Source organism: Paenibacillus sp. sgz302115 (assembly GCF_056120445.1).
Map to the genome: position 1 here is coordinate 161,563 of NZ_JBVYOK010000001.1, position 12,241 is coordinate 173,803.

Below are 12,241 nucleotides of genomic sequence, written 5' to 3' on the forward strand. Positions count from 1 at the left end.
GACTGAGACGGGGCCGCAGGCAGGATTCCCGTCTTTTGTCTTTTTGTGTTACCCTGTAGATATAAGACGCTGATATAGAAAGGCAGAGTGACTTACGGTGGGCAAAATAGTGGTGGTAGACGATGATCTTTTCATTTTACAGTTGCTCTCCGAGTATTTGCGGAAGGAAGCCTATGAGGTGACTTCTTTTTCGAACGGAACAAATCTGGTAGAATATGTGCGCTCGGATGAACCGGAATGTCTGATTCTCGATATTATGATGCCCGGGATTGACGGACTTTCTCTGCTAACCGAATTACGTTCGTTTACCGAGATTCCTATTATTATGATCTCCGCGCGGGGAGAAGAAAGCGACCGTATCCAAGGGCTGGAGCTGGGCTGCAGCGATTTCCTGAGCAAGCCGTTCAATCCGCGTGAGCTGGTGGGCAGAGTCAAGGCCATGCTGCGCTTGGTGAAGCTAGGGAGCAGCACGCCGGGAGAACCCTCTGAGCAGTCCAAGTCTGAGAGTGTATGCCATGCCGGCAATCTGGATATTTTCCCTGATTTTCGCAGAGTGTCGGTGAATAACGAGGAAATAAGCCTGACCTCGCGCGAATTTGAGCTGCTGCTGTTTCTGGCGTCGCATATTGAGCGGCCGTTCGGCCGGGAGCAGCTAATCCAGCATGTGTGGAATTATGATTTCTTTGGGGATGTCCGGGTTGTGGACGATCTTGTCAAAAGAATCCGCAAAAAGCTTGCTGAACACGGTTCTTCACTACTGATCAATACGGTCTGGGGCTTTGGCTACAAAGCGACCGTGAGAAAACTATAGATGCGCACCATAAGAGGCAAGATGCTGCTGTCCTTTATTTTGGCGCTTGTTATTACAGTTGGTATTACGGTTGCTCTGTTCGTAAGCCTGATTGATGATATTTTAGTGAATCAGGTCAAGGCACAATTGCACGGGCAGGCGGAAAAAGCGGGGAAAATATTGCGCGATGACGACTTCTCCAGGCTGGATAACACGGATTTCAAGTATGTCGTAAAGGGACTGATGCTGGATGCGGATTACCTTATTCTCGACTCACACAATAAAATTATTGATGCGAACGATGACAAGGAAATAGGAACAACTCTGCAGTATACGCTTTCTGGGCGGCAAGGGATAGCGATATTGCATGGCAAGAAGTTTCTGTTCACCAAGGAGCCGCTGCCAGGCCGTCCTTATGCTATTTTCATTTATGCTCCGCTCTCCTCGCTTAGAGCCCACTACGGGTCTCTGATGAGAACAACGCTGCTGTCGATCGGGTTCAGCTTTTTCATCATCCTGGCTATAGGTTTGCTTACCGTATCGAGGGTCGTGCGGCCATTGAACCAGTTAAAGGAAGCGGTGGGGCGGTATGAACCTTTTCGTTCACCTGCTGCTGCTTTTCCGAAGGGAGATACTACAGAGATCGGCGAACTGATTACTACCTTTCAGTCTATGTCTGACCGCATACAGCAGCATCAGCGCAATCAGATCGAATTTCTGCAGAACGTATCTCACGAACTAAAAACACCACTTATGTCGATTCACGGCTTTGTCTTCGCCATTCAGGATCAGGTGGTCACTCAAGAGGAAGGGCTTGAAGTGATCCAGACGCAGTCGGTGCGCCTGATGGAGATGGTGGATAAGCTGCTGCAGCTTTCCAGGCTGGAGGCGGTGGATGAAGAGTGGCCGACATCGGAAATCGACCTTCGCGCTATGGCAGAGGAAGCGGCGTTATTGCTTATGCCGGCAGCGAATGCCCGGGCCATTGAACTGAATGTGGAAGGGGATAGCCTGCACACCGTTGTCGCCGGAGAGCAGTTGTTCCGTGTACTGGTAAATCTGCTGCAGAATGCGGTAAGACACACATCGAGCCAAATCAATGTGCGCGTTGAAGCGGATTTTCCGGGAGCTGAGTGGGCAATACATATTGACGATGATGGCAATGGATTAAGCGAAAAGGAGCGTGAGGTAGTTTTTCAGCGTTTTTACACGGGGGCTAATGGTGTTACAGGACTCGGCCTGGCGATATGCCGCCAGATTGCCGCGAATTTGGACGGAGAGTTAACGTATTCGGATTCCCCGCTTGGCGGAGCACGGTTCAGTTTTATCAAGCATTTCGGGCGATCATCCGGGGCAGGAGGCTAATACCAATCCGGGTCAGACTCGCAACCTCGCGTATTTTGCGTTAAAATTACTGTGGAAACGGAACGCCTGCTGCTTCGGTCAGCGTGGATGTCCCGCATGAGGTACAGCAATTAAGGATACGGGGGAAAAGAAGCGATGAAGGATTTTGATGTGATGCTGGAGAAATATGCGGACCTGGTGGTCAAGGTCGGAGTGAACGTGCAGCCCGGACAAGTGCTGATGATTCATTCGCCGCTGGAAACGGCTGACTTGACCCGGCTGATCGTAGGCAAAGCCTACGAAGCAGGAGCCAAATACGTGCTGGTGGATTGGGACGATGAGAAGGTTACCCGCATTCGTTACGAGAAAGCTCCAGAGGACTCTTTCGGCTATTACCCGCAGTGGCATGCGGATATGCTGGAGGGATTCGCCGAGGAAGGCGGAGCGATATTACATATTAAGGTGCCTGATCCGGAATTGTTCCGCGGCATCGACGGCTCCAAGGTGTCAACCGCAGTGAAAGCAGCAGCGGTGGCACGGAAGAACTATCAGAACTACACCCGCAACAACAGAATTAGCTGGTCGCTGATCAAAGCGCCGACACGGGCTTGGGCGGACAAGGTGTTTGCAGATCTTCCCGAGGAGCAGCGTGTGGAGGCCATGTGGGAGGCCGTGTTCCAGATGAACCGTGTGGGCAGTGAAGACCCGGTAGCGGCCTGGCGCGGTCATATTGCCGAGCTCAAACAATCCCAGGAGCGGATGAATGCCAAACGTTATAAAAGTCTGCACTACCGCGCTCCGGGTACGGATCTGCATGTCGAGCTGCCAGAAGGCCATCTCTGGCGCGGCGGCGGCGGTGAGAATGCAAGCGGCGTGTACTTCGTGGCCAATATGCCGACTGAAGAAATCTATACGATGCCTCACCGCAAAGGGGTCAACGGAACGGTGGCAAGCACCCTGCCGCTCAATTTGAACGGACGGCTTGTGGATGGCATTACGATTACTTTTACAGACGGGAAAGTTACCGCTTATGATGCCAAATCCGGGCGGGAGCATCTGACCTCGCTGCTGGAAACGGATGAAGGAGCTTCTTATCTGGGAGAAGTGGCCCTGGTGCCGCATGATTCGCCGATTTCTCGGCTGAACCGGATTTTCTACAATACGGGAATCGACGAGAATGCTTCCTGCCATTTTGCGCTTGGCAGTGCATATCCGGTCAACATTGAAGGCGGGACTTCACTCAGCAGTGATGAGCTGCTGGAGCGGGGAGCCAATGTCAGCTTGACGCATGTTGACTTTATGATCGGCTCCGCTGAGCTCGATATCGACGGTGAACTGGCGGATGGAACCATCGAACCGGTATTCCGCAAAGGGAACTGGGTGCTGTAACCTGCTGTGAACCACAGCGGACTGTACAATCAGGCTGGAAAGGCTGCAAGCTCATCTCAGGGTGGGCTTGCAGCCTTTTTTGTTTGGCAGAATGCAAAAACTGTTTGGGGATGCTCTCCGTCTTATACATATAGAGAGAAGCAAGGAGGGGAATGGATGACAACATCCAAGGCGGAAATGAAAAAGATCACCGGCACAACTGCTCTGCCGTGGGAGGAGCATGCCTTTTGCGATGCAGTGATGGAGCACAGTGATCAGCTCTATCACATTGCCTACAGTTATTTGCGGAACCGGAATGACGCGCTGGAGGCGGTGCAGGAGACTACCTGCCGGGCCTGGATCAAGCGGGGCACACTGAAGGACCCCCGGGCGTTCAAATCATGGATCATTCGGATATTGATCTATGTCTGCATTGACGAGCAAAGAAGGCGGAAGAAGTCTGTGCCGACGCCGGAGGAGGCGATGGAAGAGCGCAGTGTGGAGGACAGCGGCAGCAAGCTGGAAATGCTGTGGGCCGTAGAGCAGGTGAAGCCGAAATACCGTCATGTGCTGCTGCTCAAATACTATAATGACATGACCTTGACGGAGATTGCGGAACTGCTCAAGAAGCCGGAAGGAACGATAAAGACCTGGCAGCATAAAGGGCTGAAGCAGCTCAGAACGATTATGAAGAATCGGGGTGAATGGAATGATCAGTAGCCGTGAAGAAGAGGCATTGCTGTCCGATGCGGTCCGTATGCAGAAGGAACTCGAAAGAGATGAAGGCCGCGCCTCCGTAAGGCTGTCCGTTCAATCAGGAATGGAGCGGGGACGGCGGGTGGATGGGCAGCGCTTTTGGAATAAAAGCAGGGGTCTAGGGCTTGCCGCAGCAGTTATAGTCGCAGCCGTACTGTTTATTATTCCGTTCCTGCCGGGCACCCCTCAACCTGCTGCCCCTGCGCCCAAAGTGAACTGGGGAGAGCTTCAAGTGTTTAAGGACAATGTAATTTCTGATTTGGATATGCCTACCATGGAATCTGCAATCCGTAATAATTATATTCAGATGGTGAACAAAACGGCGGAGAGTAAGGGGTATTCTATTACCTTAAATGCTATTACCGCAGATGAAAATAAAATCATGTACCTATATACGGCGACTACGGACGATAAGCAGGAAATTTACAGCATCAACAGCGCAAAAATGAAGGACGGCGCCACTAACCGCTATCTGAACGCAACAACTCAGGTGGGAGGGAATGTGGATGTGCCTGAACCGCAGAAAAATCATGTTTTTTACGGGCGGGGCGTTATCGAACTGGATCGCGCGCAGTCATTCCCGCAGCAGCTTGAGGCTGAATTCAGGATTGCTTCTGTCAATCCCGGTAAAATGGACGACCCCAAGACAGGAACGATTATGTCAGATATGCATTATTCGCCGGTACTGAAGATCGGCTTCAAGCTTGATCCTAAATTTATGGCATACAAGACACAGATTGTCGAGCCGAACCAGTCGTTTACGCTGAATGGGCATGAGGTAGTGGTCAGCAAGGTTGAAATGTCTCCGCTGCTGATCAAGGCAACAATAGCCTTGAAGAATCCGTCCGAGAATAACCGGGAAATCCGCAGAGCAATCTTTGGAGATTTCTTTTCAAAAGAAATACTGGCGAAGGTCCATGACAAAACAATATCTCTTAGCTCGCTTTCAGGCGGCGGTTCCGAGGAGGGGTTCGAATACCATTTTGCCAGTAATTGGCTCGACCATCCCCAGTCGCTCGTAATGGCGGTTAAGACAGGTTCGGAGAATAACCAGACAGAAATAAAGCTTGATATTTATAAGCGCGCCAAATAAAAGTAACGTAGATCGCTATAGGTAATCTTCCAGCCTGAAAGACGTTCCCGATACTAAAGCATTGGGAACGTCTTCGGGTTATTTCTATATAAGTTAAACTTAAAAAAATCATAAAAAGGGCAGAAGTGACGGAGGGGAAGTTTGGAACTGGAGGAGCGAAAGCGACCGCCTTTGTCTGCGGATTTCCACCGCGAAGAGCGGTAATAATCAAGAAATCTGCAGACAACAGCGGCCGGAAGTCAAACATTCCCCGCAGTTACGACCAGACCCTTATATGAAAATCTAAAGTTCAACTTATATAGGCGTGCTGTGAAATCTGAACACCAGCATATTTCCATTGAACGTTTCGCTGAGCTTTTCCTCATAATGTTCTCCGGTATAAGCCGACACGGTTTTACGCCAGAATTGCTGTCCCACAATATTCTTCTCTGCCGGATTGGTGAACAGCTCCCACTGGCCTTGGAAGCGTTCGAATACCTGTATGGCGGCCTGCTGGGCATAACCAGTGCCTCTGAAGGGCTGCAGCACAAAAAATTCATTCATAAAAAAGTCAACTCCCTTCGCGCAGTGAGGCGGGGTTGCGACGAAGGCGAAGCCTGCAGGAATGCCATCAACCCTGAATAGAAATGGATACAGCACTCCGGGCTTCTCCCACCAGATGCCCTGAATATCATATTGATCGGCTAAGGTTCTGACCTCGGGACTCTCCTCAAAGATTCCATGCCGGTTAAGGATCGTTCCACCCGTAAGCCCATAATGGCTGGACAAATCATGCAGGTAGAGCGGGTACAGATTCTTGATAATATACGCTTCATCTTGAGAGGCGAGGTTAACTTCGATGTTCATTTCAAACCCACTTTCTACAGATTATGTGACAATCTACCCTGAAATAACGATGTCCGAACAGAGGACATTGTTATGGAAGCTCGAATTTGGCGAAGCCAAATTGAGGGTCTTCTATGAAAATTTCATCGTCTGGAGTGCCGCGAAAGAGCGGCATGGCTGTCTATTGCAACTTTATATCACTTCAATAAGGCTGAACAAGGGAGAATTCAAGTATAGAAAGAGTTTGGTATAGTAAAAAAGAAAACGTTCCCAAAAATATCATTTACATAAATCTGTAAACAAAGTATGATTTGCGTATATTCGGGAACGTTCCCGAAAATCAATGGGAGGGTGATGCTCATGCGCAAATATATTCTGCTCGCAGCAGGCATTGTGATTGTACTCGTAGCCCTGGTTTTCTGGTATCCAAGTAATGATCAGACAGAGAAAGCCGAAGTGGTCAATGAGACCGCCGAGCCTTCACCAAAGATTGTGGAAGAGATTGCGGAACCAAGCGAAAATCCGGTAGAGGAGGAGACTCCACTAGCCGATCTAGTTGCAGAAAATAAAGGTCTGCAGCTAATTGATGCCCACAACCACGGGGCCAGCTTTTATAAATACCGGGGGATGCTGAACACCTGGAAGGTGAATGGTGTGCAGCAGGTAGTGCTGTTCGGCAATTCTTCCGAGCCGGCGGCGATTGATACAGATGAGACCACATGGAATGCTTACCAGCAATACCCGGAGCTGATCATACCTTATTTCTCAGGCTTTGACCTGCATGACAAGGGAAGTCTGGAGGTGGTGAAGAGCAATCTGGAAAAAGGCTACTTCGGGCTGGGAGAGGTGGCAGGCGCTTCTACGGCTTCGCCGGCGATGTCCAAGGTGGCGTGGAAGGCCAATGATCCGATGGATGGTTATCTTCCGCAGATTTACGACCTTATCGCAGCTTACAAGGCGCCGATTCTGATGCATATTGATCCTCCAAACGGCATGCCGATTGAGAAGCTGGAGGAGGCGCTTACGAAGCATCCGGAGACGATCATTATTTTCGCCCATATCAATGCGTACAACACGCCGGAAGAGGTCGACCGTCTGCTCGGCAAGTATCCTAATTTGTATGCGGATTTTTTCGCCGGGTTCTCTGTGTATAATCCTGACAGCGGCAGGCATCCTGAACTATATATTCCTGTGATGAAAAAATACCCGGACCGCTTCATGCTCAGCACAGACTCCGGTTATGGGATAGGCGGTGAGGAACAAGCGATTGATGCGATGTACCGGATGATTGATCTTCTTGACGATCCGGCAATTACCCGTAAAATCGCCCATGACAATCTCGCTGCAATCATTGAAGCCCAGCCGGCTACAGAGACACAATTGAAGGCAATCCGCAAGCTTGAACGGCAGACCGGCAAAAGTTATGATGAGGCAAAACTGTCAAAGGACGCAGCCGGCAAAATTTTGGCGGAAGCCGCAAAGGGTGAATGATCACGTGGACATAACGATTCAGCACATCGCCGACAGGCTGGGTTTATCGGTCAGTACAGTATCGAGAGCACTTAACGGCAGCTACGGCGTTCATCCCCGGACAATCGCCCGTGTGCAAGAGGCGGCAGCGGAGCTAGGCTACGTTCCGAACCTTGGTGCGAAGCAATTGGTGACACGCAAAAGCAATCTGGTCGGGATCTTTATGCCTGAGCTGGAATCGGAATCAAATCGCGGTTTTGATGATATTTTTGCCTCCTTACGCAAAGGGCTGCGGTTATACCAGAAGGAGATTCTGATTTTTTCCGTCCCGTTTGGGGAAGAGGAGTATCGGCCTGGCAGCTTAACCGAATGGGTGCGGATGCGCAGCCTGGAGGGGTGTGTGTTCATGCAGCCTTTCGGTAAGGAGCATCCGCTGATCAGAGAAGCGATTAAGCTGCAAGTACCTAGCGTAAATATGGGCTCTGCCGTGGGGCCGCGCTGTTCGCTTGCTGTCTCGGACAATTACGAAGGCGGGAGAATGGCCGGTTCCTATCTGCTGGAGCTGGGGCATGAGAAGATAGGCTACATCAATGGGCCGGAGCATTTAAGCATTTGTGAAGAACGTTATAAAGGCTTTTGTGCCGCTTTTCGGAACGGAACCGGGACCGGGCATGATCCGGCGCTAAAGAGAATAGGAGATTTCAGTGGAGCTAGCGGGGCGAAGGCTATTCTCGAACTGAAAGATAGCTTTCCGGAGCTGACAGCCGTCTGCTGTGCTAACGATATGATGGCCATGGGAGCGATAATGGAGCTGGCCCGCCACGGAATTTCTGTTCCTGAAGATCTCTCTATGGTAGGCTACGACGGAACTTATTTTACTGCCTATACCAATCCGCCGCTCAGCACAATCCGCCACCGCTTCGAACAGCTCGGAATACGTGCCGCGGAGCTGCTGCTTGAACTGATAAACGGAGGGGCCGGACGCACTCTGAAGGTTATGCCAGAGCTGGTCCGGCGGGATTCGGTGCGTTCGATTTAACTCTATTGAGGGGACACTTTGGCATCTACTGCCGTGTGTCCTCTTTGCCGTTTCTGGAGAAACGGATGCTGCCTCTTAATATGTGACTAAATTCGACATATTTCTTTTCTGTTCGAACATTTTTTAAGTTACCTACTTGAAATCGCTAAAAGCAAGTCATATAATAAGTTTGTCGAAACGATTCGAATCATGAAAGCGTTGAACTAAAGATACATTTGAGAAAAGAACTCCTTTTCGAGGGAAATTGTAGAAAAAGTAGTTTTTGGTCTCCATTTCATGGTGATTAATGATAATGAGATCAGTGATCAGTACTTTATTTCACAGGAAAATTCGAAATTTTTTTCGAAAATAATCGAAACGTTTCGATGTAAGGGCTTTATTCATAGTTTTTCAAGTTTGGCTAACACTATAACAGGGGTGACAGAAATGAAGAAAAAAACTGGTATTGTAGTTTCAGCAGCAATGTTGAGCTTGTCTCTGGTCGTTGCAGGTTGCGGAAGCTCGAACTCGAACAACTCGGCATCAGGCGACAGCAAAACATTGAAGGTGTGGTTCATGGGGACAGCCGACACCGTAACACCAATTGCCAAGATGTATGAAGAAAAGAACCCGGGCATCAAAGTGGAAGTGCAGGCTATTCCTTGGGATTCCGCGCATGACAAGCTGCTGACCGCCGTTGCTTCCAAAAACGGTCCTGACGTTGTGCAAATGGGAACAACCTGGATTCCTGAATTCGCGGCTGCCGGAGCTTTGAAGGATATGGCGCCTTACATCGAGAAATACCCAAGCATGAAAGCTGAGAACTTCTTCGATGGTGCGGTTCAAACGACCAAATATGAAGACAAGACAGTAGCCATTCCTTTCTATGTAGAAACACGTGCTATGTTCTATCGCACTGATTTGCTTGGTTCCGTAGGTTATCCGGAAGGACCGAAAACTTGGGATGAGCTGAAGGATGCAAGTAAGAAGCTTGTAGCTAAAGGCGGCGCAGGACACTACGCATTGCCAATCGAAGCGAAGGACTCCATTTACACTGCAATCTTCGCTTGGCAGAACGGAAGCGAACTGATTGACAGCAACCGTCAGCCACAGTTCAATCAGCCGCCATACGTGGAAACGATTAATTTCCTGAAGAGCTTCTATGACGAAGGTCTGTCCCCTAAAGGCACCGACCTGGATACTGTAGCTGCATTTAAAGACGGCACGATGGGAATGTTCATCAGCGGTCCTTGGATGATTCAGACCGTAAAAGAAAAAGCGCCTGAAATTGATGGTAAATGGGCTGTAACCACATTGCCGGCTAAGAAAACCAATACTTCTTCCATTGGCGGTGCCGACCTGTCGATCTTCAACTACAGCAAAAACCCTGATGAAGCAGCCAAGTTCATTGCTTTCATGGCTGAACAGGATGCCCAGTTGAAATTCTATGAAACTTCGAACTCTATGCCTGCACTGAAAGCAGCTTGGAGCAATGACGCTCTGAAAGATCCAATGATCCAGGCTTTCGGCAAGCAGCTTGAAAATACCCGTCCTGCTCCAATGGTAAAAGAATATGAAGAAATTGCCCAGGCAGCTATGGCTTCGTTCGAACAGATCACAGTTGGGGGCGCGGATACGCAAACCGAACTGGATAAGCTGAATGCAAAAGCAAATGAGCTTCTAGGCAATAAATAAGATCTGAACGTGATCAGGCAGACTGCCGGAATCTCCTTAGCTGAGAGGTCCCGGCAGTGTGTATGTTCATCCTAGTAAATGGAAGAAAGTGTGAGAAAGCGAAGGGATGTGATTTTGTGAGCTCATTTGTGAAGCAATGGAACAAACATAAATATCCATATATGTTCATCGCTCCGGCGGTGCTGCTGCTGACCGTATTTTCAATTATTCCGATAATTATCGCGCTGGTCATCAGCTTTACCGATATGGATTTGGTGGGGCTTGCGGATTATTCCAATATTAATGGCGTGGGATTTTCGAATTATCTCGAAATTTTTAAAGATCCGGTTTTCTTGAAATCCATGTATAATACGCTTATTTATGTAGCCGTTGGAGTGCCGATGGTTGTGATTGCCTCTATGGCTGTCGCGCTGCTGCTTAATTATGGAACAGGCTGGCTGTTCAAAAGCTTCCGCGTTATTTACTACATGCCCTCCATTACCAACATCGTGGCTGTAGCTGTGGTTTGGGGATATTTGTATAACGGCAGCTATGGATTGTTCAACTATATTCTGTCTGTATTCGGTCTTCCGGCACAGCAATGGCTCCAGGACCCGGTACTCGCGAAATTTTCACTGATATTGCTGGCCTTCTGGAAGTCCATCGGTCTGAATATGATTATTTTCCTGGCCGCGCTGCAAGGAATTCCCCGTTCGTATTATGAAGCGGCTGAAATTGACGGAGCAACCGGCTGGAAGAAGCTGCGTTACATTACAGTTCCTTTGCTCGGATTCGCTACTTTCTTTGTGACCATTACGACTCTGATCGGCTGGATTCAATTCTTCGAAGAACCGCTGGTTATGACAAAGGGCGGACCGCTTAATGCAACAATGTCGATGGCACTGTTCATTTACAACAACGGCTTCCAGCTCAGCAAGTTCGGCTATGCGGCATCCGGCTCGTTTGTACTGTTCATCATCATCATCATAGTGACACTCATTCAGTTCGCGGTCAAAAAGAAAGAAGTGGAATACTAAACCTCAGCCTCTGGCTGCGGGTTTTAAGAAGGAGGGAACAAGCATGGCCCTAAAAATGAAAATGGAAAAAGGTGTAATGATCGCCCTGCTTATTATCGGAGGACTCCTGATGATGGTGCCGTTCATTTGGATGATAGGTTCATCCTTTAAGCCTGAAAATGAATTTACCGTAATTCCGCCAACGCTCATACCGAGCCACCCGACCTTTTCCAATTATAAGGATTTGTTCGTGAAGATGGACTTTTTGATATATTTGAAAAACACGCTGATTATCGTGCTGTGCTCGTTTGCAGGGCTGTTCCTGAATGCGATGGCCGGCTATGCTTTTGCAAAGTTCGATTTTCCGGGTAAAAACAAGTTTTTCTATCTGATCCTGGCTACCATGATGATTCCGTCACAGGTAACTATGATTCCAACCTATCTGATCATTAACAAAATGAATTTGGTGAATACGATGGCGGGCATTGTGCTGCCTGGTTTGGTCGGGGCCTTTGCGATCTTCCTGTTCCGCCAGTTTATGTCCACAATCCCTATGGATTTGCTCGAAGCGGCAAGACTGGACGGGGCGGGCGAGCTGCGGATTTTCTTCCAGCTGATGGTGCCGATTGTGAAGCCGGTGTTTGCCGTACAGGGGATTTTGACTTTTATCGGCGCTTGGAACAGCTTCCTCTGGCCGCTGATTATTGCCAATGACGAAAGGCTGTATACACTGTCTGTCGGACTATCCCTGCTGAAGGGGCAATACGGAACCCAGTTCGGGCTGCAGATGGCCGGGGCCGCATTTATGGTCGTGCCGATTATTATCATATTTATTATCTTCCAAAAGCATATCATAGAAGGATATACCATCTCCGGCATAAAATAAT

The 12,241-nt window shown here is 49.1% G+C and carries 11 protein-coding genes; 10 read left to right on the forward strand and 1 reads right to left on the reverse strand.

Going from position 1 to position 12,241, the window contains the following annotated elements; genetic code table 11:
* Window positions 1-97: 97 nt before the first annotated feature.
* The 5 genes from AC0LWN_RS00730 to AC0LWN_RS00750 all read left to right on the forward strand — a co-directional run bounded on the left by AC0LWN_RS00730 (window position 98) and on the right by AC0LWN_RS00750 (window position 5,351).
* Window positions 98-811, forward strand: a complete 714-nt coding sequence (locus tag AC0LWN_RS00730) for a response regulator transcription factor (protein ID WP_474662748.1) — start codon at window positions 98-100, stop codon at window positions 809-811.
* Window positions 812-2,155 carry a sensor histidine kinase gene (locus tag AC0LWN_RS00735; RefSeq protein ID WP_474662749.1) on the forward strand — a complete coding sequence of 448 codons (1,344 nt, stop codon included), beginning with the start codon at window positions 812-814 and terminating at the stop codon, window positions 2,153-2,155.
* A 135-nt stretch (window positions 2,156-2,290) separates the two neighbouring features.
* Window positions 2,291-3,523, forward strand: a complete 1,233-nt coding sequence (locus AC0LWN_RS00740) for an aminopeptidase (RefSeq protein WP_474662750.1) — start codon at window positions 2,291-2,293, stop codon at window positions 3,521-3,523.
* Window positions 3,524-3,679: 156 nt separating this feature from the next.
* Window positions 3,680-4,222: a sigma-70 family RNA polymerase sigma factor gene (locus AC0LWN_RS00745; RefSeq protein ID WP_474662751.1), complete on the forward strand. Its 543-nt coding sequence runs from the start codon at window positions 3,680-3,682 to the stop codon at window positions 4,220-4,222.
* A complete protein-coding gene (locus AC0LWN_RS00750; protein WP_474662752.1) occupies window positions 4,212-5,351 on the forward strand; it encodes a DUF4179 domain-containing protein in 1,140 nt (379 codons plus the stop codon). Before AC0LWN_RS00745 ends, AC0LWN_RS00750 begins: the two co-directional genes overlap by 11 nt.
* A 294-nt stretch (window positions 5,352-5,645) precedes the next feature.
* On the opposite strand, the gene AC0LWN_RS00755 is transcribed toward AC0LWN_RS00750, so the two are convergent.
* Window positions 5,646-6,197 carry a hypothetical protein gene (locus AC0LWN_RS00755; RefSeq protein WP_474662753.1) on the reverse strand — a complete coding sequence of 184 codons (552 nt, stop codon included), beginning with the start codon at window positions 6,195-6,197 and terminating at the stop codon, window positions 5,646-5,648.
* Window positions 6,198-6,536: 339 nt separating this feature from the next.
* Here AC0LWN_RS00755 and AC0LWN_RS00760 point away from each other — a divergent pair, with 339 nt between their 5' ends.
* The 5 genes from AC0LWN_RS00760 (at window position 6,537) to AC0LWN_RS00780 (ending at window position 12,240) form a co-directional block, all read left to right on the forward strand.
* Entirely contained in the window at window positions 6,537-7,667 is a 1,131-nt protein-coding gene (locus AC0LWN_RS00760; protein WP_474662754.1) for an amidohydrolase family protein, read from the forward strand.
* A 4-nt stretch (window positions 7,668-7,671) separates the two neighbouring features.
* Entirely contained in the window at window positions 7,672-8,685 is a 1,014-nt protein-coding gene (locus AC0LWN_RS00765) for a LacI family DNA-binding transcriptional regulator (protein ID WP_474662755.1), read from the forward strand.
* A 426-nt stretch (window positions 8,686-9,111) separates the two neighbouring features.
* The gene (locus tag AC0LWN_RS00770; protein ID WP_474662756.1) at window positions 9,112-10,359 is read left to right on the forward strand and encodes a sugar ABC transporter substrate-binding protein; all 1,248 of its coding nucleotides are present in this window, start codon (window positions 9,112-9,114) and stop codon (window positions 10,357-10,359) included.
* Between the two features lie 161 nt (window positions 10,360-10,520).
* A complete protein-coding gene (locus tag AC0LWN_RS00775) occupies window positions 10,521-11,375 on the forward strand; it encodes a carbohydrate ABC transporter permease (protein ID WP_458965469.1) in 855 nt (284 codons plus the stop codon).
* Window positions 11,376-11,418: 43 nt separating this feature from the next.
* Entirely contained in the window at window positions 11,419-12,240 is an 822-nt protein-coding gene (locus AC0LWN_RS00780; protein WP_458965208.1) for a carbohydrate ABC transporter permease, read from the forward strand.
* Window position 12,241 lies beyond the last annotated feature (1 nt).